The sequence below is a fragment of the Sphingobium sp. EM0848 genome (genome assembly GCF_013375555.1).
In the GTDB taxonomy this organism is placed as follows: domain Bacteria; phylum Pseudomonadota; class Alphaproteobacteria; order Sphingomonadales; family Sphingomonadaceae; genus Sphingobium.
This window is the reverse complement of the sequence record NZ_JABXWB010000001.1, coordinates 2,667,149-2,688,017: the sequence shown is the minus strand read 5'-3', so window position 1 is coordinate 2,688,017 and position 20,869 is coordinate 2,667,149. Positions and strand designations below refer to the sequence as shown.

Sequence of the window (20,869 nt, the reverse complement as noted above, 5' to 3'; positions counted from 1 at the left end):
TTTCCATCACCACCCCAGTTCCGCTGCATGATCCGGGTCCGCCAGCGCCGTCAGCCGTCGCGCTGCACGCCGGGCGAAGCGCAGCGTTTCCGCCTTGCGCCGCGCCGCAGCCAGTGGCTCCATCGGCGCCGGCCGCACCAATTCCGCATCATATTGATCCGCCACGATCAGCCCGGTCCGGCCCGGCCATAGCGCCTCGCTGTCAAACAGCGACAGGTCGAAACCGGACGGCACCGCCCAGAAATACCGGTCGCAATAGTCGAAATAATCCGGCCATTTCATGTCACCCAACAGGTCGGCGCGGCTGCATTTGATTTCAACGATGGTGATGCGCCCGGCCCCATCCAGCGCCATGATGTCGGCGCGGCGGCCATTGGGCAGCGGCACTTCCAAAATCCCGCTCATGTCGTGGCGGAAGAAAAGGCGCAGCGTTCCCCGCGCCACCGCCAGCGCTGTACCGTCGGTCAAGGGCGAGCAGCTATCGATATCTGAAGTCATGATCGCGACTTTAGAACAAATAGGAAACAAAAAGAAAGGGCCGATTCAGGATAATCCCGAACCGACCCTGCTTCACCCCCTTCACGCCAGGCGTGAAAAGCGTATCTCAGCGATAGAAGATATGATTGTCGATGGCGGCGAGCTGACGCTTGCCCCAGCCCGGCGAAACGCGGCGAGCGTGGAAATAGAGCGCACCCTCGGCCTTGCTGTTCCAGCTGTCGTCCATCGCGATCTGGGCGATGGCGACGGCTTCGCGCCAGCTGTGGCTCGACATGTGGATCGACGGCATGCTGCCGCCGCGGACGAAACTGAACTGACCCGGCTGGTACACCACGCCGCACAGGCTGTCAGCGAAACGACCCGAATTGGCGCGGTTGATGATAACGCGGGCAACAGCCAGCTGACCTTCCAGGCTTTCGCCCTTGGATTCGAAATAGACAGCGCCGGCCAGGCACTTCATGTCACCTTCCACATCCTCGGGCACGCCCTGCGCGTCCACGAGAGCGGCCAGGTTGTCGGCCTTCACATCGTCGCTGTTGGAAAGAGGAGCCAGCGGCTGCGCGACTTCGCGCGGCGCGGCGAAATTGACGGCGGGCTTCGAACCGGCCGAGGGAGCTGCGAACTCCGAAGTCCCCGGAAGGGACGTGACCGACGGAGCAGCCTCACTGGCGCTCGACCTGTCGGCCGCAGTAACCGCCGCAGTGGCGGAAAGGGCAAATGCCGCGATGATCGCAGCTTTCAGACGAAAACTCATTACAGCTCAAAATCGTGCGGTTCTTGGCCGGGAACGTCAAATACCCCAAATCAACACGACGTCCGGCCGCCCCCCGTCTGCGTGTTTACCTGCATCCGCCCCCCATGGACGAAACTGGCAACCTGCGCGTTGAAAGCGTCGAAGGCCTGTGCCCGCGCGTGGAAAATGAGTCAACGATCAACAGATCGTTTCAGCGGCGAACCGTTGCGCATCCACGATATCAAGCTCGATAACCCACAGATCGGGGTCCGAACGGCGGCGACGCGCCAGATATTGGGAGAGCGCTTCCGCACCCTCATTCGGGTCCGGGCCGCATCGCACCATGCGATAACTGCCCGCAAAGTCGAAAACACGCTCATACAATCCCAGTTCCCGCCCTTTTTCAAGCGCTTGAACCAGAATGACGCCACTGATCTCATCGCCTTTGACCAGTATCGTCGCAAAACCGCCTTCGGCCGCGCTGCGCCGTACCAATATGCCGACCAGCATCGCGCTGGTCAGCCGGGGCGTGCTCAGTGAGTCAGGCGGCATAGCCCGGCAGCGAGGATAGCGGGAATTGCGAGCGCATGAAGGTGCCGGTGCCGCGCCCGACTTCTTCCCCCTCCTCATCGATCAGGCTGGCCTCGGCCACATAGACGCGCCGCTTGCCGCTGATCCACCGCCCCTCGGCGCGGATCCGGCCCGGCCCGATCGGGCGGGTGAAGAGCAGGTTGAAGCTGGTGGTCAGCAGGAACCGATCATTGACCAGGCTGTTCGCGGCGTAGAAGGCCGCATCGTCCAGCATCTTGAAATAAACGGTGCCATGGACCGCGCCGGCGGCATGGAACTGCGTCTCATCCACATCGAAATGGATGACCGACCGGCCTTCCTCGGTGATGGTGAGTTCCGACCGGAACAGGCGGTTGATCGGCGCGGACCGATAGAGATTCTCCAATGCCCGGAAATGCGCCGCCTCGCCGCTGGGCGAGGAACCGGCCTCAAGCCGCGTCACGCGCCTCGCCACCGGCAAGCAGGGCATGGAGCGCCGCCGTCGACTTGGCGCCGCGCAGGCGGACAACCTGTCCTTCGTCGCGCAGATAGCGGGACACGCGGGCCAGCGTCTTCAGATGCTCGGCCCCGGAATCGACCGGGGACAGCAGGGCGAAGACGATATCGACCGGCGCCTCATCCACCGCGTCGAAGGGCACGGCCGGATCGAGCAGAACGACCACGCCGCACATTTTCTGAAGGTCGGGAATCTTCGCATGGGGAATCGCAACGCCGCCGCCGAATCCGGTCGAACCCAGCTTCTCGCGTTCCAGCAGCGCGTCGGCCACCAGATCGGCGTTCAGGCCATAGGCCTTTGCCGCCAGAGCCGCAACTTTCTGAAATAACTGCTTCTTGCCGTTCACCGAAAGGCCAGTGGCCAGTGCGTCCGGCGCGACGATATCGTTGAAATGAACCATGCCAAATCCCAGCCGAGCCGCGCCCAGCTTCGGAAAAAATGACGCAATGCCCGGATCTTTAAAGTCCGGCCCCATAGGCCGCCCGCTGACCAAGGTCAACCGGCGGCCCGGGAAGCGGTGTCAGCCAAGCCGAGGTTCGACCCAGCCGATGGTCCCGTCATGACGACGATAGACCATATTATAGGCGGACGTGCCCGCATTGACGAACAGCAGCGCGTTGGTGTTGCGCAGGTCCAGCATCATGACCGCGTCCGACACGCTGGCCTCGGGAATGTCCACCCGGGTTTCCGCCACGATCAGCGGAGCTTCAGCCGGTTCCTCCTCATCGTCGATCGACGCAAAAATGGTGTAACCCGCCCCATCCAGCTCTTCGAGGCCATAGCCATTGGCCCGTTGCGCTTCGGCAGCTGCGGCCTGCGCGCTGCGGTCCTTCAGCCGGCGCAGATAACGGCGCAGTTGCTTTTCGATCCGCTCGGCCGCCTGTTCGAAGGCAGGATGCGCCTCCTGCGCCTCCCCCGCCCCTTTCAGGATCAGGCCGGTCATGACATGGCAGACGATGTCGCAATGGAAGGCCCCGTGCGGCGCTGGCCGAAAGGTGACCTGGGCGGAAAGGGTTCGGGAAAAATATTTCTCGGCCATGGCCTCCAGCCGGGTCCAGACATGCTCCTTGAGCGCGTCACCCGTTTCGACCTGATGCCCGGAAACACGAATATCCATATGCCTTCTCCTTGTTCTGCCCGGACCGCGGACGACGATCCGGCTGGCATGGGGCCTGAAGGCTGACCGTTTTGGGAAAACGGCTGTTTCAGGCCTCCTCGAACCAGAGCGGCTTGTCCAGCGTCGCGACGAACGCTGCGTGCCGCTCCAACTCCTCCGCGCTGGCCGTGAAGACGCGCGCGGGACGTACAGGGCGAACCGCGACTTGCGCCGTGAGTTCCGCCCCAAATCCTTGTTTCTCTTCCTCCTGTGCAAGACCAAGGCCGATCTGACGGCCGCCGGTCAGTTCGATGTAAAGCTGGGCCAGCAATTCGGCGTCGAGCAAGGCGCCATGCTTGATGCGATGGCTGCGGTCGATGCCGTAGCGGGTGCAAAGGGCGTCCAGGCTGTGCTTGGCGCCTGGATGAAGCTGACGGGCGATGGCGACGGTGTCGATCATCCGATCCATCGACACTTCAGCCAGACCGCAGAGCTTCAGTTCATGATTCAGGAAGCCAAAGTCGAAACGCGCATTGTGCGCGACCAGATGGCTGTCCTCCAGAAAGGCCAGAAGCTCCTCGACACCATGCGAAAAGAGCGGCTTGTCCTTCAGGAAAATGTCCGACAGCCCGTGCACAGCTTCGGCCGCGGCGGGCATCGACCGCTGTGGATTATAATAAGCGTGGAAGGTACGGCCTGACGGCACCCGATTAATGAGTTCAATGCACCCGATTTCGACCAGGCGATCGCCCGAGGCGGGGTCGAATCCAGTCGTTTCGGTGTCGAAAATAATCTCGCGCATCGCCCTCTTCAACGACTCTTGCCGGACTGTACCTTATCGACCTGTCTTCGCGCCAAGGCAAGCGACCAAGCGGCGAACCTGGCTGCGAGTCCCGGCGAAGGTCGTTCCCGTATGGACGATATAATCCGCACGCCGCCGCTTTTCAGCGTCGGGAGTTTGCAGATTGACAATCTGGCGGAATTTGGCCGCCGTCATGCGCGGGCGCGCCAGCACGCGCTTGCGCTGCTTCCAGGCTGGAGCGCTGACGACGATCACACCGTCCAGCTTGCGCTCCCCCCGCCCCTCGAACAGCAACGGAATGTCGAGCACGACAAAGGCGCGCGACCGATTCCGGCGGAGAAATTCGGCCCGCGCCGCATGGACCGCGGGATGGACGATCCTTTCCAGCGCCTTCAATTCCTGCGGATGGCCGAACACCGCCGCGCCCAGTTTCACCCGGTCGACGCCCTGCGGCCCGGTCGTGCCGGGAAAGCGCGCCTCGATAGCAGGAAGCAGCGCGCCGCCCGGCCCTTGCAGGCGATGCACCTCGGCATCGGCATCGAACAGCGGCACGCCTTCGCGCCGCAACATCGCGGCGACGGCGGACTTGCCCATGCCGATGGAGCCGGTGAGGCCATAAATCTTCATGGCGATTCAGGCCGCGAGCAGCAAAGCGCGCAATTCCTCGTCCCGCTCACGCGGAGCTTCGGCATCGAAGAAAATATCGAAGGCCAGCGCCGCCTGCCCGATCAGCATTTCCAGACCGTCGAGAGTCTTGAGGCCCCTCGCCCGCGCCGCCTTGAGCAATGTTGTTTCGAGCGGCGCATAGACGATGTCGTAGACGATGGCGTCCTTGGCCAGCGGCGCAAGATCGATATCCAAGTCAGGCTGTCCAACCATGCCCAGCGAACTGCTGTTCACCAGCAGATCGGCCTGGGGCAGCGTATCGCCCATGCCGATGACCCGCCCTTCGACCCCTGCCCGGTCGAGCAGCGCCTGTCCCTTGGCCGCATCGCGCACCATGATGTTGATGTCCGACACGCCCAGGCTGGTCAGCGCGAACAAGATCGCCCGCGCCGCACCGCCCGCCCCGACCAGTACCGCGCTCTGTCCTTTCCATTTGTCGCGCAGCAGCGGCTGGAGGAATCCACCCGCATCGGTATTGGTGCCGATCAGCGGCCCGCCGGTTTCGCTGGCAATGGTGTTCATCGCCCCGATCCGTTCCCGCACGCCGCCCGGATCGTCGGTATAGTCCATCACCGCGATCTTGTGCGGAATGGTGACATTGCAGCCCAGCCAGTCAGGATCGGCCCGGCGCGCGAGGAAATAGGCGGACAGACCCTCGCTGGTCACATGCGTCTTCTTATATTCCGCCTCGATCCCCAGCGCATCGAGCCAGAAATTGTGAATCAGCGGCGATTTGCTGTGCGCGATCGGATCGCCGATCACTTCTGCATAGGGGAGCTTGTCGGTCATGCTGTCAGAACGCCCCTTATCCGCAGGAAGTCAAGCAAAGGCAGCAGGGGAAGACCCTGAATCGCGAACTGGCTGCCCTCGATCCGGTTGAAAAGCTGCGCACCCGGCCCTTCGATCCGGTAACAGCCGACGCACCAGCGGCATTCCTCCCAATCACTGTCGAGATATTGGGCGATGAAGGCATCGGACAAGGGCCGAACCGTCATCCGCACCCGTTCGATATGCCGCCAGATCGGCTCGCCATTCAGCGCCATCACCGCCGCGCTGTGCAGATAATGCACCCGGCCCGAGAGCAGCTTCAATATCCGCTCTGCGTCCGCCCGGTCGACGGCCTTGTCGATCATCGCGCCGTCTTCCAGACTCAATGTCTGGTCGCAGCCCAACACCAGCCCGCCCGGCACCCGCCGCGACACGCGCAGCGCCTTGAGTTCCGCCAGCGCATCGGCCAGCTTGCGCGCATCAAGGCCATCGGCGCGCAATGCTTCCTTGGCCGCTTCCTCGTCCACCTGCGGCGACAGCGCCTCGAACGGCACCTGCGCCGCACTCAGCAGCGCCCGGCGGCTCGCGCTTTGCGATGCCAGCACGATCGGGGTTTTTAGCATGACTTAACTTCCCTCCGCCAGAACGCGGTCGTTGAACAGATTGATGATGGCCGCCGCCGCTTCCTCGATCGAACGGCGGGTCATGTCGATCACCGGCCAGCCATTGTCGGCGAACATGCGCCGGGCAAAGGCCAGTTCCTCCTGCACCTTTTCCAGATCGACATAGCTGGTTTCCGGCGCCTGATTCAAAGACAGCAGGCGATTGCGCCGAATCTGCACCAGCCGCTCCGGACTGACCGTCAACCCCACCACCATCGGATGGTGGAGCGAATACAGGCTGCGCGGCGGCGGCGATTGCACCACCAGCGGGATGTTCGCGGTCTTGTAGCCGCGATTGGCAAGATAGATGGAGGTCGGCGTCTTGGACGCACGCGACACGCCGGCCAGGACGATATCGGCCTCCTCCCAATTTTCATGACCCACGCCATCGTCATGGGCGATGGTGAACTGGATCGCCTCGATCCGCGCGAAATAGGCCTCGTCTAGAATATGCTTGCGGCCCGGACGGTTGCGCGTCTCCTGCCCCAATATGTTGGACAGCGCATCGGTCACGCTGTCCAGCGCCGCCACATGCGGCAGACCCAGCGCCCGGCAGCGCGTCTCCAGCCGCCGCCGCAACTGGTGGTTGGACAGGGTGAACAGCACCAGTCCCGGATTGGCGGCAATCTCCTCCATGATCCGGTCGAGATGAATATCAGAGCGCACCATCGGCCAGAAATGGCGTACCGCCTCGACATTTTCGAACGCACCGATCGCCGCCTTGGCGATATTTTCCAGGGTTTCGCCGGTGGAGTCCGAAAGCAGGTGAAGATGGATGCGCGACATTTCTGGTTTCTCTTCAGGGCCGAATATCTCTGTGGGGAGGCTGTGGATAAATCAAGGGATAGGTTGCGGGCAAAATCAGGCACTTATTGCCATCCTCGATTCCGGGAATCTTGTCCACAGCCCGCCAACAGATGGATTTTTCCACCCACAGCCTGTGGATAACGGGGATAAGCAGACTGACTCGGATCGGAATCGGCCGCCCCAAGGAGTCAAGTTGTTGGCAAATCCGGGCACAGCGCATAAACCCCGCTGCCAAGCGCCCTACAATCTCCACTACCTTCTAAGAATCTAAATATAAGAGAGTTTATGACGGGATCAGATGCCGGCCTTTCCAACGGGCCTCACGCCAAGCCGCTTCTTTCGGTCCTGAAGGGTGCATGCCCCGATGTGCCGCCTATGTGGCTCATGCGCCAGGCCGGCCGTTATCTCCCCGAATATCGCGCATTAAGGGCGGAAAAGGGCGGATTCCTGGAACTGGTCTATGACAGCGCGACAGCGGCGGAGGTGACTCTTCAACCCTTGCGCCGCTTCGGCTTCGACGGCGCGATCCTCTTTTCAGACATATTGATCGTGCCCTATGCCATGGGCCAGGATCTCTGGTTCGAGACCGGGGAAGGCCCGCGTCTGGCCCCGATCCTGTCCGAGACGCCGCTGGAGGCCCTTAAACCCGATTTCAGCCGCTTTGAGGCGGTCTATGAGACAGTCCGGCAGGTCAAGGCCGCCCTCGACCCCCAAGTGACCTTCCTGGGCTTTGCAGGCAGCCCCTGGACGATCGCAACCTATATGGTGGCGGGTCAGGGCAGCAAGGATCAGGGCGCAGCCCGCCGCCTCGCCTATCAGCAGCCCGAACGCTTCGCCGCGATCATCGATGCGATCATCGATGCCACCGTCGTCTATCTGTGCGGCCAGATCGCGGCGGGAGTGGAAGCGGTGCAACTCTTCGACAGCTGGGCAGGCAGCCTCGCCCCGCTGGAGTTCGAGCGCTGGGTGATTCAACCCAACAAACGCATCGTGGAGAAATTAAAGCTCCTCCACCCGGAGATTCCGGTCATCGGATTCCCCAAGGGGGCGGGCGCGAAACTGGCCGATTATGCGGTCGGCACGGGCGTCGATGCTGTCGGCGTCGATGAAACGGTCGATCCGCACTGGGCCAATCGCATGCTGCCGGAAGGCTTGCCGGTTCAGGGCAATCTGGACCCGCTGGCCTTGATCGCCGGCGGCAAGGCGGTGGAAGAGGCCGTCGACAACATCCGCACCGCCTTTGCCGGGCGGCCGCATATCTTCAACCTTGGCCACGGCATATTGCCCGACACGCCGATCGAGCATGTCGAAGCGCTGCTTCATTATGTGCGACGTCGGGAGACGGCCTGATGCCTTATCTGGGAGCAGCCTATTTGTGGGTCAAAGCCGCGCATGTCATCTTCGTCATCTTCCTGATGGCGGGTCTGTTCATGATGCCGCGCTTCTTCGTCTATCACCAGCAATGCCCGGTGGGATCGGAAGAGGATAAAAAATGGATCGACCGCGAAAGGCGGCTGCTCAAGATCATCCTCAACCCTTCCATTGTCCTTGTCTGGGTCTTTGGCCTGATGCTGATGGTGGAGATTGGCGCCTGGCATTTCGGCTGGTTCCACCTGAAGCTGCTCTTCGTGCTGGGGCTTTCCGGCTATCATGGCTGGATCGCCGGTTACACGAAGAAGCTCGCCAGGGGGCAGCGGCCGCTCAGCGAAAAGCAATTGCGCCTGCTCAATGAGATTCCCGGAATCGCCGCGGCCGTCATCGTGATCGCGGTGATCGTGAAACCATTTTGAGGCCTGTCATCCCAGCGCAAGCCGGGATGACTTTCCGCAACAATCAGGCCGGATCGACCGGAATATTGTCGATCAGCCGCGTCCGGCCGAGCTTCGCCGCGCCCAGCAGCCGGGCCGGGCGATCCAGCGCCGTCATCGGCTCCAGAGTCACTGCGTCGCACAGCGTCACATAGTCGATCGGATCGAAGCCATGCGTCTCCAGCATGGCAATCGCCTTGGCGATGGCGGCGTCTACCGTCGCGCCTTTCTCCATCTGCCGCGCCGCCTCGCCCAGAGCGCGCGGCAGGCCGAGCGCATCCTTGCGCTCCTCCTCGGTCAGATAGGCGTTACGGGATGACAGGGCCAAGCCATCCTCGGCCCGTTGGGTCGGCACGCCGATGATCTCGATCGGCACGTCCAGATCCTTCACCATCTGCCGGATCACGGCGAGCTGCTGATAATCCTTCTCCCCGAAGAGGGCGACATCGGGCCGGACCTGATTGAACAGCTTCGTCACCACCGTCGCCACGCCATCGAAATGTCCCGGCCGCGCCGCACCATCCAGCCCCTCGGTCACTCCGGACAGCGAGATATTGGTGGCATAGCCCGTCGGATACATGACGTCGACCGTGGGCGCCCAGAGAATGTCGACTCCGGCCGCCTGCAACATCTGGGCATCCTTGGCCTCGCGCCGGGGATAGGCATCGAGATCCTCGTTCACCCCGAACTGGCGGGGGTTGACGAAGATCGACACCGCCACATGCCCCGCATGACGCCGCGCTTCCTCGACCAGCGCCATATGCCCGTCATGCAGCGCGCCCATGGTGGGCACCAGAGCCAACGGTTTTCCGTCGCTTTTCAGCGCTTCGACGGCGGCACGGAGAGAAGGCAGATCACGGAGGGTTTGCACGACAGGATAGGCTCCGATAAGGGCATCAACAGGGGTACATCCTGCTAAGGCACGGCCGGCCGGAACGGTCAACTGACAATGCGACAATCAACGGGGTTATCAAGGTCCGATGGCGAACGCCCAAACGCACCATATCGTCTTTGCCAATGAGAAAGGCGGGACCGGAAAATCGACGACCGCCGTGCACACGGCCATCGCGCTGACGGTCCTAGGCCATCGCGTCGGCATGATCGACCTTGATCCGCGCCAGCGCACCATCACCCGCTATATGGAAAATCGCACGGAAACCGCGAAGCGCCGTGACATCGATCTGCCGACGCCGGAATTCGCGGTGTTCAAGGGCGACAGCGTCGAGGCGCTGGAGGAGCAGGCCGCCGCCATGGCGCAGGACAAGGATTTTCTGGTGGTCGATACGCCCGGCCGCGACGATGATTATGCCCGTCACATGGCCGCCCGCGCCAATACGCTGGTGACGCCGATGAACGACAGTTTCGTCGATTTCGACCTGATCGGTCAGGTGGACGCGGAAACCTTCAAGGTGAAGCGCCTGTCCTTCTATTCCGAACTGATTTTCGAGGCGCGCAAGACCCGCGCCAAGGCCGATGGCGTGACCATCGACTGGGTCGTCCTGCGCAACCGCGTCCAGCATCATGATGCCCGCAACAAGAAGCGCGTGGGCGATGCATTGTCCGAACTCTCCCGCCGCGTCGGGTTCCGCGTGATTCCGGGTCTTTCGGAACGCGTGATCTTCCGCGAACTCTTCCCTTCGGGCCTGACTCTGCTGGACAAGGGGCATCTGGGCGAACTGGGCGTCAGCCATATCGCCGCACGGCAGGAACTGCGCGAAATGGTGTCGGGCCTCGCCCTGCCCGCCCGCAATGAAGTCGCGTCATTGGATATGCTCGGCGCGGCCTGATGGGTCTGTTTGCCCTCTTGCTGGTCGGCCTTGCCGGCTGGCTGATCTGGACGGGACGACTGCAACGCATGAGTGGAAGGGACGGCATGGCGCTGGGCGCCGCTCTGGTCGGTGCGGTGATGGCGGCCAAGGGCAAGCCGCTGATCGGCGCGCCGCTGCTGGTGGGCGCCACCCTCTTCTTCTTCGCCAAAAGCCAGCCGGGCCGGAAAAAGACCAGATCGGGCAAGCCTGCCTCCCAGACCATTTCGTCTCAGGCCATCATCGATGCGCGCAAGCTGCTGGGCGTCGGGCCGGATTCCGATGCCCGCGCGATTCGCGCCGCACATCGCCGCCTGATTGCCTCGGTTCATCCCGACAAGGGTGGTACAGAAGCGCTGGCGGCCCAGATCAACGCGGCCCGCGACCTGCTGATCGGGGACCTGGCGCAGCGCAACTGAGGTTGGAAGGAGAGGATGTCATGGCCCACCGCTTTCATCCCACGATCCTGCGCGAATATGACATTCGGGGCGTGGTCGGCCGGACGCTGACCGAAGCGGACGGCTATGCGCTCGGCCGGAGCTTCGGCACGATCGTCAGGCAGTCCGGTGGGTCAAGGGTCGCGGTCGGCTATGATGGGCGACTGAGTTCCCCTGCGCTGGAAGAGGCCGTGGTGAAGGGTCTTCAGGACTCCGGTACGGACGCTGTCCGCATAGGAATCGGCCCTACTCCCATGCTTTATTATGCTGAAGCGGTGCTCGATGTGGACGGCGGCATTCAGATAACCGGCAGTCATAATCCCGCCGATCATAATGGCTTCAAGCTGGTGCTTCAGCACAACGCCTTTTTTGGCGAGGCGATCGCGAATCTGAGTGCCATGGCGGCGGCTGGCGGCTGGAGCGAAGGCGCGGGAAAGGTCGAAACCGTCGCCATCATGGACCGCTATGTCGCCCGTCTGGTCGAAGGGTTCGATGGCGCAGCCTGGCGTATTGGCTGGGACGCGGGCAATGGCGCTGCTGGTCCGGTGGTGGACAAGCTCGTCAAACTCCTGCCGGGCGAGCATCATGTGCTGTTCACCCAGATAGACGGCCATTTTCCCCATCATCACCCCGATCCCACAGTCGAGAAGAATCTGGCCGATCTGAAAGCGCTTGTCCTTTCGAAGAAGCTCGATTTTGGAGTGGCCTTCGATGGTGACGGCGACCGGATCGGCGTGGTCGACGGCAAGGGTCGGGTGATCTGGGGGGATCAGTTGCTCGGCATCTTTGCCGAACTGGTTTTGAAAGACCGGCCTGACGCCGTGATTATCGGGGATGTGAAGGCGAGTCAGGCCCTGTTCGACCGCATATCGGCGCTGGGTGGGCGGCCGTTGATGTGGAAGACCGGCCATAGCCTCATCAAGTCCAAAATGAAGGAAATTGCCGCGCCGCTCGGCGGGGAGATGACCGGCCATATCTGCTTTGCGGACGACTATTACGGCTTCGACGACGCTCTTTATGCCGCTGTCCGCCTGATCCGTGGTCTTACCCGCTTAGGACGCAGCGTGACGGCCCTGCGGGAGGAGATGCCAGACATGGCCAACACCCCGGAAATCCGTTTTCCCGTGGAAGAAAGCCGGAAATTCGCGGTGATCGAGGAAGTGCGCGTCCGGCTCCATGAAGCGGGGGTGGAGGTCGACGAAACCGATGGCCTGCGAGTCAGGACGGCGGACGGCTGGTGGCTGCTGCGCGCCTCCAATACCCAGGACGTTCTGGTCGTGCGAGCCGAGGCCAGCGATAAACAGGGACTCGCGCAGTTGATTGCGGAAATTGATTCGCACTTGGCTGATTCAGGGGTGATTCGGCCCGCAACTGCCTATTCATGATGGGTTTGGCGGGTCAAAAATCGATGGCTTGTCGAAAAACAGGAAATTATTTCCGTTACGGAAAGCGGACAAAAGAATGACGGTTGCATGAAATGCAATCGAGCTTCCGTTTTTCGCATTTGCGGAAAATGTCGCCGCCTCGCAAAAGGAACGGGCCTTTCAGGCATCCTCTCCTAAAAACTTTAAGCCGTCCCTCGGGGCGGCTTTTTTTTTTGCCCTGCCGCGATCGCCGATTTTCGCTTCCTGCCGTAGCGTCGTTCCGGCAACAGGGTCATCACAAAGCGCAAAGCCGCGAAAATTAGGGCTTTTCGAACGCTAAATTAATCATATTGCTTATAGCATCACGACCTTCAGGGGACCGTTTCACGGTGAAAAGTCGTGCTGATAGTTGAATTCAGGAGAGGAATTACCATGCCCTTGCGTCGTCCCGTCATTGCCAGTCTCTTGCTATCGGGGGTCATGGCGGTACCGGCGCCAGCTCTGGCTGGCGGCTTCTACCTTCAGGAACAATCGCCCATAGAAACCGGCCGCGCGCTGGCGGGTGCGGGTGCCGCGGCGGATGATCCATCGGCCATCTTCTTCAATCCCGCCGCGATGACCAACCTGTCCGGCATCCAGACCTCGATCGGCGGCAGCGCCCTGATGGCCTCCGCCCATCAGACCAATCGTGGCAGCAAACGCACCTATCCCACTCTGCCCGGCACATTTCCGGTGACCGGCAATTCGGGCGGCAATCCGTTCGACAAGGTGATCCCGATCCCCAGCTTCTATCTGACGGGTCAGGTCAACGACCGCCTCTGGCTTGGCCTGGGCGTCAACGCGCCCTTTGGCCTGAAGCTGGATTATGATGACGGTTTCTTCGGGCGCTATGACTCGCTCTACACCAACCTCAAAACCTATAATATTCAGTCCAGCGCGGCCTATAAGCTGAACGACAATTTCTCGATCGGCGGCGGCGTCGACGTGCAATATGTGAAGGTCACGCTGACCAACGCCCTGCCCCAGCTGTCACCGCTCATTCCCACTGATGGTCTTGCCAGGGTGAAGGGTGATGACTGGACGGTCGGCTGGAATGCGGGCCTGTTCTACACCAATGGCGACACCAATGTCGGCATTTCCTATCGCTCGGGCATCAAGCATCATCTGAAGGGCACGCAGACCGTTTCGGGCCTGCAGCTTCAGCTGGCGGCTTTCAACGGCACTACGGATGCCACCGCGCCGCTCGACCTGCCCGATATCGTCACGGTCGGCTTCATGCACCGCATGACGCCCAAGCTGCGCGCGATGATCAGCGCCCGCTGGTATAATTGGTCGAAGTTCAAGGGCATCGCCATCACCACCGCGACGGGCACCAACAACAAGGAACTGGATTACAAGGACAGCTACAGCGTCAGTCTGGGCGGCGAATATGATGTCAGCCCGGCGCTGACTCTCCGCGCCGGCACGATGTTCGACCGTACGCCGACCAATCCGCAGCATCTGACGACGCGCGTGCCCGATGGCGACCGTGCCTGGCTGACGGGCGGCGCGACCTACAACATCTCGCCCGCCTTCGCCCTCAATGTCAGCTACGCGCATACTTTCGTGGAAAAGGCGAATATCATCCGCCCCGACGCCTATTATGGAGGCCTGATCACTGCGACCACCTTGTCGCAGACCAGCGGCAATGCGGATCAGGTCGCCGCATCGCTGACGGCGCGCTTCTAACTTTCCCGATAAATCTCTATAGGGGGCTTCATCACCGATGGAGCCCCTTTGTCATGTCCGACCATAATCCCGGCCTGCGTCCCTGGCGCGATATCGCCCGCCGCCAATGCCGCCAGATCATGGTCGGCAATGTGCCTGTAGGCGGCGGCGCGCCGGTCACGGTCCAGACCATGACCAATACGCCGACCCATGACGTCAAGGCGACGATCGACCAGATCCGACGCTGCGAAGAGGTAGGCGTGGACATCATCCGCGTCTCCTGCCCCGATGAGGCGTCGACCGCCGCGCTGAAACAGATCGTTCGCGCTGCCCGCGTGCCGATCGTCGCGGACATCCATTTCCATTATAAGCGCGCACTGGAAGCCGCCGATGCGGGTGCGGCCTGCCTGCGCATCAATCCGGGCAATATCGGCAGCGAAGCGCGGGTGAAGGAAGTGGTCGACGCGGCCAAGGCCAATGGCTGCTCGATCCGCATCGGCGTCAATGCGGGCAGTCTGGAAAAGGACCTGCTCGAAAAATATGGCGAGCCCTGCCCGGAAGCGCTGGTCGAAAGCGCGCTCGATCATATCAAGTTGCTGCAGGATCAGGATTTCCACGAATATAAGGTCGCGGTGAAGGCCAGCGACGTCTTCCTGGCCGTCGCCGCCTATATGCAGCTGGCCGAAACGGTCGACTGCCCGCTGCACCTTGGCATCACCGAAGCGGGCGGCCTGATCGGCGGCACGGTGAAGAGCGCCATCGGCATCGGCAATCTGCTCTGGGCGGGGATCGGCGATACGATCCGCGTCTCCCTCTCCGCCGAACCGGAAGAGGAAGTGCGCGTCGGCTATGAGATTCTGAAATCGCTCGGCATCCGCACCCGCGGCGTGAAGGTGATTTCCTGCCCGAGCTGCGCGCGTCAGGGCTTCGACGTGATCCGCACCGTGCAGGCGCTGGAGGAACGGCTCCAGCATATCCACACGCCGCTTTCGCTGTCCGTGCTGGGCTGCGTGGTGAACGGTCCCGGCGAAGCGCGGGAGACCGATATTGGCCTCACCGGCGGCGGCGCGGGCAAGCATATGGTCTATCTCTCCGGCCTGACCGACCATACGGTGCATGACGAAGGCATGATCGACCATATCGTGCAACTGGTGGAGGCCAAGGCGGCCGAGATCGAGGCGGAGAAGCTGGAAGCCGAAACCACCGACGCCGGCAAGGCGGAGGCGGCGGAATAAGCGGCTCTCCTGTTTCCATGGCTGCACCGCGTTCCTCCGCCATCCCTTTTGCTGTCTGCTGTCTGGGTGTCGCGCTCTTTTCGGTGATGGACGCGGCGATGAAGGGACTGAGCCTCTCCATCGGCCTGTTCAATGCGCTGTTCTGGCGCGCGACGGCGGGCAGTCTGCTGGGTCTTGCGCTGATGCTGCTGACCCGTCAGCGCTGGCCCAACCGGGCGGTGTTGCGGCTGCATCTGCTGCGTGGCGTGGTCGTCGCCGTGATGGCGAGCCTGTTCTTCTGGGCGATCATGCGCCTGCCGCTGGCCGAAGCCATTGCCCTCTCCTTCATCGCGCCGCTGATCGCGCTCTACCTTGCCGCACTGTTGCTCAAGGAACGGATTGGACGGCAGGCGGTCGGGGCATCGCTGCTGGGGCTGGTCGGTGTCGGGATCATCCTGTCCGGGCGGATGCGGGGCGACTATGATCTGGACGCGCTGCTCGGTGCGGGCGCGGTCCTGCTCTCGGCCGTGCTGTTCGCGTGGAATCTGATCCTGCAACGGCAACAGGCACAGCTTGCCTCGCCGATTGAGGTCGCCTTCTTCCAGCATATCGTGATGCTGGCTGTCTTTGCGCTTTTTGCGATCCTTGCCCAATGGCCGCCGGTCGTGCCGCAGGCACCGTCATGGGCGCTGATCCTGCTGGCCGCGACGCTCGCTTTCACCTCGCTGGCGGCGCTGGCCTGGGCCTATGCGCGGGCGGAGGCACAGGTGCTGATTCCAGTCGAATATACCGCCTTTATCTGGTCGGCGATCATCGGCCGGCTGGCCTTTGGCGAGCGGCTGACCGTCACCACCGTGGCAGGCGCGGCGCTGATCGTCGCGGGGTGCCTGATCGCCGCCCGCATGCGGCCGGCCGAACCGCCGCATGTCGAATCCTCCGTCGCCTGAAAGGAAGAGCATGTCCGTCACCATCCGCGAAGCAGTCCCTTCCGACATCGGAGCGATCCACGGCTTCATCCTCGCTCTGGCCGATTATGAAAAGCTGTCGCACGAGGTCAGGGCCGATCGTGCGACCCTAGACAAATATCTTTTCGGCCCGCGCCCCATGGCTGAAGTGCTGATCGCGGAAAATGACGGCAAAGCCATTGGCTTCGCACTCTTCTTCCACAATTTCTCGACCTTCGAGGGGCGGCCGGGAATTTATCTGGAGGACCTGTTTGTCATCCCCGAAGCGCGGGGCCTCGGTGCGGGCAAGGCGCTGCTGTCCCGCCTCGCGCAACTGGCGCTGGAGCGGGATTGCGCGCGGCTGGAATGGTGGGTGCTGGACTGGAACGAGCCGTCGATCGCTTTCTACCGCTCGCTCGGCGCCCGGCCGATGGACGAATGGACCGTGCAGCGTGTCGATGGTGACGCGCTCAACGCCCTCGCTTCAGCGCATCCTGCACGCTGACGCCCAGCAGGACAGCGGCGAAGGCGCCCAGCGCGGCGGGGACAAGCATGAGATAAAGCGTGACGATCATGGCGAAGTCTCCTTTCGCCAGTCTTTTGCGTGTCTTCGCGCCGCATCGACATAAGGAATGTTACGGAGGAAATGGTACGGACCGGGCGGGACGAGCCGAGGGGCCGGACCCTTGACGGGGACTCCCCGCTCGGCGCATTGTGCCGAAACGGAACATTTGGGGGACAAGAATAGCATGGCTGTCGGCCGTGGAGCCAAACGCACACCGGAATGGCGTGAAATGCTGAAACGCAGTCTGATCCGCAGCGGCGCTCTGATGGGCGCGCTGGGGCTGATTGCGGCCACGCTTTTCCTGGCTCTGGCCTTGCTGAGCTATTCGCCCAGCGACCCGTCGCTGATGACGGTGGCAGGCGATGAGGCCGTTCACAACATCATGGGTTCGCCCGGCGCATGGGTGGCCGATTTCCTGCTGCTGTTGCTGGGCGTGCCGGTGGCGTTGTCGCTGCCGCTGATGGCGATCACGGCGCGTCGCCTGTGGGGCGATCAGGACATGAGCGGATGGAAGGGGCAGGCGGGCAAATGCGTCGCCGGCATCGCCCTGATCGGGGTGGCGCTGGCCTTGTACCAGCCCAATCCGCTGGTTGGCCTGCCCTCGGGCTGGGGCGGCATGATGGGATTGGCGGTGGCGAAGGGCATATTGAGCCTGACCGCGCAATTTCCCTCGGCCCAGAGCTGGATCACCGGCATATTGGTGGCGCTCACCCTGATCGCGGGTCTGGCCTTCTGGTACCGCAGTCTGGCGCTGGAAAAGCCGATCATCGCGCTGCGCCGGCCTTCGCTGCCGCGCCTCAGTCTGCCCCGGCCCGCTTTCGCTCTGCCGGGCGTGGGCGGCGCAGCGGCCGATCCTCTCGATGAGGAGGATGAGGTCGTCGAGCGCGTCGCCGCGCCGCGCAAGACCGTCACCAACGAACCCAAGCCGCCGATCAATATCCAGACGCCCAAGCCCGCCCCCGTGCAGCGTGCCATGGCGCCGGTGTCGCAGGATGATCTGTTCGGCCATAGTTCCCTGCCCTCGCCTGACCTGTTGAACCCGATCCCGGCGAGCCAGGGTGCGAAGATCGACAAGGCCGCGCTGGAGCGCAATGCACGGCTGCTGGAATCCGTGCTCGACGACTTCCATGTGAAGGGCAATATCGTGGAGGTCCGTCCCGGCCCGGTCGTCACCATGTATGAACTGGAACCGGCGCCCGGCATCAAGGCGAGCCGCGTGATCGCGCTGGCCGACGACATCGCCCGCAACATGTCGGCGCTGTCGGCCCGCGTTGCGACCATTCCGGGACGCACTGTGATCGGCATCGAACTGCCCAATGCGAACCGGGAGGGTGTGTCCTTCCGTGAACTCATCACCAGTGAGCAGTTCGGGCAGGAAGCGACCCTGCCGATCATCCTGGGCAAGAATATCTCGGGCGAGCCGATCATCGCCGACCTTGCGCCCATGCCGCACCTGCTGATCGCCGGTACGACGGGTTCGGGCAAGTCGGTCGGCCTCAACGCCATGATCCTGTCGCTGCTCTACCGCATGACGCCGGACCAGCTGCGCCTGATCATGATCGATCCCAAGATGTTGGAACTGTCGACCTATGACGATATTCCGCATCTGCTCTCGCCGGTCGTCACCGAGCCGAGCAAGGCGATCCGCGCGCTCAAATGGGCGGTGGAGCAGATGGAGGACCGCTATCGCATGATGGCGTCGATCTCCGTCCGCAACCTCGCCAATTATAATGAGAAGGTCCGCGCCGCGAAGGCGAAGGGCAAGCCGCTCGGCCGCCGCGTCCAGACCGGCTACGACCCGGAAACCGGCAAGCCCATCTATGAGGAGGAGCAACTCGATTTCCAGCCGCTGCCGCAGATCGTGGTGGTCGTGGACGAGCTGGCCGACCTCATGATGACGGCTGGCAAGGAAGTCGAATTCCTGATCCAGCGCCTTGCGCAAAAGGCCCGCGCCGCGGGCATCCACCTGATCCTCGCGACGCAGCGCCCTTCCGTCGACGTCATCACCGGCGTCATCAAGGCGAACCTGCCGACCCGCATCAGTTTCTTCGTGACGTCGAAGATCGACAGCCGCACCATATTGGGCGAACAGGGTGCCGAGCAGCTGCTGGGCAAGGGCGACATGCTCTACATGCATGGCGGCAAGGGGCTGATGCGCGTCCATGGTCCCTTCGTATCGGACGACGAGGTGCGGGTGGTCGCCGATCATTGGCGCGCCCAGGGCCAGCCCGACTATATCGCCGCCGTCACCGAGGAGCCGGAGGAAGGCAGCTTCGCGCTCGATGGTGTCGATCTGGGCGATGATAGCCCCGATGCGCAGCTGTTCCGCAAGGCCTGTCAGTTGGTGTTCGAGAATCAGAAGGCCTCGACCAGCTGGCTCCAGCGCCAACTTCGTATCGGCTACAACAGCGCGGCGCGCCTGATTGAGCAGATGGAAGAGCAGGGTCTGGTCGGTCCGCCCAACCATGTCGGCCGCCGCGAAGTGCTGCGCGATGAGAATGGCAATCCGCTCTGATCCTGTCGGCGCGGAAAAATTTCATTTGGGCTGATGCGAAAAAGCCACGGCCCATTTCGCTCTGCAACGGGATTTTGCCTGGCTGTTCCGGCGGATTCGGCATTGCAAATGGATCGCAAGGCCTGAAAAACGCCTGATTTCCGGGCATGATTGCGTTTCATGCAATCGCAATGGGGTTCTTCGCATTTGCAGCGAAACGCATTTTGACCGAAGAAGGCCCTGCCTTTCAGGCATCCTCTCCTAAAAACTTTCGGGCTGGTCTTCGGATCAGCCTTTTTTTTGTCGCCGCGCCGGTCTAAGCAGAAGCCGCTTACCGCAGCGCCTAAAAAAATAATTTGGGAGAGGGGCCGCCGGAAAGACCGGCACTGGCGAAGCGGAAGCGCAGGGGGATTGAGCGGCAGATGGCCGCTCTCCCCCTTTCCGTTCCAACGGCCCCCTAGCTTCGTCAGGTCGACGCGACCGTTGCTTTCGTGGAACGAGTGGGTTCACAGCGGGTTCAAGCCCTGTCACCTAGGGTCCTCATCCTGAACAACCGGAGTTGATTGCATGAAGCGCATGCTTGCGCCCCTCGCCTTGACGCTGGCCGCCGTGCCTTTCGCGGCCCCGATGGTGCCCGCCGCGGCGCAGGCGGACCAGTCCGACCTGTCCAGGGTCAACGCCTATATCCGCGCGGTGACGACCATGACCGCCGATTTCGCCCAGACCGACCGGAACGGCCAGACGCTGACCGGCCAACTCACCATCAAACAGCCGGGCAAGATCCGCTTCCAATATCAGAAGGGCGTGCCGCTGCTGATCGTCGGCGACGGCAAGGCGCTGACCATGATCGATTATGAAGTGCGTCAGGTACAGCGCTGGCCGATCGGCAATTCACCTTTGGGTGCGCTGATCGATCCGTCGAAGGACCTGTCGAAATTCGGCAAGGTGATCCAGACCGGCGACCCCAATGTGCTGTCCATCCAGGCGCGCGATCCCAGGCGGCCCGAATATGGTACGATCACCATGATCTTCAATCGGGATGCCTCCAGCCCGGCGGGCCTGCAGCTTTACGGCTGGGTGGCGCTGGATTCGCAGAACAACCGGACGGCGGTGAAGCTTTCCAACCAGCGTTACGGTGCGCCGGTTGCCGACTCCGCCTTCCGCTGGGTCGATCCGCGGCCCAAGGGACGCGCCCCCGGAGGCTGAAGCGGGTAGGGGCTGCGACGGGTGGAAAAGATTTCGTTTCCGTTCATCTGAGGCTCATATCCCGGCCCCTAGAAAGGACTCCACGGCGCGAGACGAAACCGGGATTTCCCCCCTGTTACCCGGAACCCCGCTCGTGTCGCAAAGCGCTTCAAGGGCGCGATCGAGACCCCCGTTCCACGCCCCCGGAGCGGGGGTCTTACTTATGCGGTTGAGAGCGGGCCGCCCTT

General features: G+C 62.5%; 23 protein-coding genes. 11 read left to right on the top strand and 12 right to left on the bottom strand.

Features of this window, described 5'->3' with window-relative positions; all coding sequences use genetic code 11:
• Positions 1 to 6 precede the first annotated feature (6 nt).
• From HUK73_RS13075 to HUK73_RS13025, 11 genes are all read right to left on the bottom strand, one after another.
• Positions 7 to 498 (bottom strand): MmcB family DNA repair protein, encoded by a 492-nt coding sequence (locus tag HUK73_RS13075; protein WP_176592286.1) that lies wholly within the window; start codon positions 496 to 498, stop codon positions 7 to 9.
• 106 nt (positions 499 to 604) lie between these two features.
• On the bottom strand, positions 605 to 1,252 hold the full coding sequence (locus HUK73_RS13070; protein ID WP_176592285.1) for a cell wall hydrolase: 648 nt from the start codon (positions 1,250 to 1,252) through the stop codon (positions 605 to 607).
• A 177-nt stretch (positions 1,253 to 1,429) separates the two neighbouring features.
• Complete coding sequence (locus HUK73_RS13065; protein WP_255326275.1) at positions 1,430 to 1,783, bottom strand: DUF1491 family protein; 354 nt, start codon at positions 1,781 to 1,783, stop codon at positions 1,430 to 1,432.
• Positions 1,773 to 2,270 carry a PaaI family thioesterase gene (locus HUK73_RS13060; RefSeq protein WP_176592284.1) on the bottom strand — a complete coding sequence of 166 codons (498 nt, stop codon included), beginning with the start codon at positions 2,268 to 2,270 and terminating at the stop codon, positions 1,773 to 1,775. The genes HUK73_RS13065 and HUK73_RS13060 overlap by 11 nt, the downstream gene beginning before the upstream one ends.
• Positions 2,230 to 2,697: a PTS sugar transporter subunit IIA gene (locus HUK73_RS13055; protein WP_176592283.1), complete on the bottom strand. Its 468-nt coding sequence runs from the start codon at positions 2,695 to 2,697 to the stop codon at positions 2,230 to 2,232. The genes HUK73_RS13060 and HUK73_RS13055 overlap by 41 nt, the downstream gene beginning before the upstream one ends.
• Before the next feature lie 120 nt (positions 2,698 to 2,817).
• A complete protein-coding gene (gene hpf / locus HUK73_RS13050) occupies positions 2,818 to 3,414 on the bottom strand; it encodes a ribosome hibernation-promoting factor, HPF/YfiA family (protein ID WP_176592282.1) in 597 nt (198 codons plus the stop codon).
• Between the two features lie 88 nt (positions 3,415 to 3,502).
• A complete protein-coding gene (gene dnaQ / locus HUK73_RS13045; protein WP_176592281.1) occupies positions 3,503 to 4,195 on the bottom strand; it encodes a DNA polymerase III subunit epsilon in 693 nt (230 codons plus the stop codon).
• A 33-nt stretch (positions 4,196 to 4,228) separates the two neighbouring features.
• A complete protein-coding gene (coaE, locus tag HUK73_RS13040) occupies positions 4,229 to 4,822 on the bottom strand; it encodes a dephospho-CoA kinase (protein ID WP_176592280.1) in 594 nt (197 codons plus the stop codon).
• Positions 4,823 to 4,828: 6 nt separating this feature from the next.
• A complete protein-coding gene (aroE, locus tag HUK73_RS13035; protein WP_176592279.1) occupies positions 4,829 to 5,650 on the bottom strand; it encodes a shikimate dehydrogenase in 822 nt (273 codons plus the stop codon).
• Positions 5,647 to 6,252 carry a nucleoside triphosphate pyrophosphatase gene (locus HUK73_RS13030; RefSeq protein WP_176592278.1) on the bottom strand — a complete coding sequence of 202 codons (606 nt, stop codon included), beginning with the start codon at positions 6,250 to 6,252 and terminating at the stop codon, positions 5,647 to 5,649. The genes aroE and HUK73_RS13030 overlap by 4 nt, the downstream gene beginning before the upstream one ends.
• 3 nt (positions 6,253 to 6,255) lie before the next feature.
• Entirely contained in the window at positions 6,256 to 7,077 is an 822-nt protein-coding gene (locus HUK73_RS13025) for a pyruvate, water dikinase regulatory protein (RefSeq protein WP_176592277.1), read from the bottom strand.
• A 306-nt stretch (positions 7,078 to 7,383) separates the two neighbouring features.
• Here HUK73_RS13025 and hemE point away from each other — a divergent pair, with 306 nt between their 5' ends.
• Entirely contained in the window at positions 7,384 to 8,448 is a 1,065-nt protein-coding gene (gene hemE, locus HUK73_RS13020) for a uroporphyrinogen decarboxylase (protein WP_176592276.1), read from the top strand.
• A complete protein-coding gene (locus HUK73_RS13015; protein WP_176592275.1) occupies positions 8,448 to 8,888 on the top strand; it encodes a CopD family protein in 441 nt (146 codons plus the stop codon). Before hemE ends, HUK73_RS13015 begins: the two co-directional genes overlap by 1 nt.
• A gap of 43 nt (positions 8,889 to 8,931) precedes the next feature.
• Here the strand turns inward: HUK73_RS13015 and panC are convergent, their stop codons facing one another.
• Positions 8,932 to 9,777, bottom strand: coding sequence for a pantoate--beta-alanine ligase (panC, locus tag HUK73_RS13010; RefSeq protein ID WP_176592274.1), 846 nt, complete (start codon positions 9,775 to 9,777; stop codon positions 8,932 to 8,934).
• 109 nt (positions 9,778 to 9,886) lie between these two features.
• On the opposite strand from panC, the gene HUK73_RS13005 reads away from it, so the two are divergent.
• From HUK73_RS13005 to HUK73_RS12965, 9 genes are all read left to right on the top strand, one after another.
• Positions 9,887 to 10,693 (top strand): division plane positioning ATPase MipZ, encoded by an 807-nt coding sequence (locus HUK73_RS13005; RefSeq protein WP_176592273.1) that lies wholly within the window; start codon positions 9,887 to 9,889, stop codon positions 10,691 to 10,693.
• A complete protein-coding gene (locus tag HUK73_RS13000; RefSeq protein ID WP_176592272.1) occupies positions 10,693 to 11,130 on the top strand; it encodes a molecular chaperone DnaJ in 438 nt (145 codons plus the stop codon). The genes HUK73_RS13005 and HUK73_RS13000 overlap by 1 nt, the downstream gene beginning before the upstream one ends.
• 20 nt (positions 11,131 to 11,150) lie before the next feature.
• On the top strand, positions 11,151 to 12,533 hold the full coding sequence (pgmG, locus tag HUK73_RS12995; RefSeq protein WP_176592271.1) for a phosphoglucomutase/phosphomannomutase PgmG: 1,383 nt from the start codon (positions 11,151 to 11,153) through the stop codon (positions 12,531 to 12,533).
• A 411-nt stretch (positions 12,534 to 12,944) separates the two neighbouring features.
• The gene (locus tag HUK73_RS12990; protein WP_176592270.1) at positions 12,945 to 14,240 is read left to right on the top strand and encodes an OmpP1/FadL family transporter; all 1,296 of its coding nucleotides are present in this window, start codon (positions 12,945 to 12,947) and stop codon (positions 14,238 to 14,240) included.
• A 53-nt stretch (positions 14,241 to 14,293) separates the two neighbouring features.
• Positions 14,294 to 15,454: a flavodoxin-dependent (E)-4-hydroxy-3-methylbut-2-enyl-diphosphate synthase gene (gene ispG, locus HUK73_RS12985; protein WP_176592269.1), complete on the top strand. Its 1,161-nt coding sequence runs from the start codon at positions 14,294 to 14,296 to the stop codon at positions 15,452 to 15,454.
• Positions 15,455 to 15,471: 17 nt separating this feature from the next.
• Positions 15,472 to 16,380 carry a DMT family transporter gene (locus HUK73_RS12980; RefSeq protein ID WP_176592268.1) on the top strand — a complete coding sequence of 303 codons (909 nt, stop codon included), beginning with the start codon at positions 15,472 to 15,474 and terminating at the stop codon, positions 16,378 to 16,380.
• A 10-nt stretch (positions 16,381 to 16,390) separates the two neighbouring features.
• Positions 16,391 to 16,882 carry a GNAT family N-acetyltransferase gene (locus HUK73_RS12975; protein WP_176592267.1) on the top strand — a complete coding sequence of 164 codons (492 nt, stop codon included), beginning with the start codon at positions 16,391 to 16,393 and terminating at the stop codon, positions 16,880 to 16,882.
• Positions 16,883 to 17,126: 244 nt separating this feature from the next.
• Complete coding sequence (locus HUK73_RS12970) at positions 17,127 to 19,457, top strand: DNA translocase FtsK 4TM domain-containing protein (protein WP_176592266.1); 2,331 nt, start codon at positions 17,127 to 17,129, stop codon at positions 19,455 to 19,457.
• Positions 19,458 to 20,003: 546 nt separating this feature from the next.
• On the top strand, positions 20,004 to 20,642 hold the full coding sequence (locus HUK73_RS12965) for an outer membrane lipoprotein carrier protein LolA (RefSeq protein WP_176592265.1): 639 nt from the start codon (positions 20,004 to 20,006) through the stop codon (positions 20,640 to 20,642).
• The last annotated feature ends 227 nt before the right edge of the window (positions 20,643 to 20,869 follow it).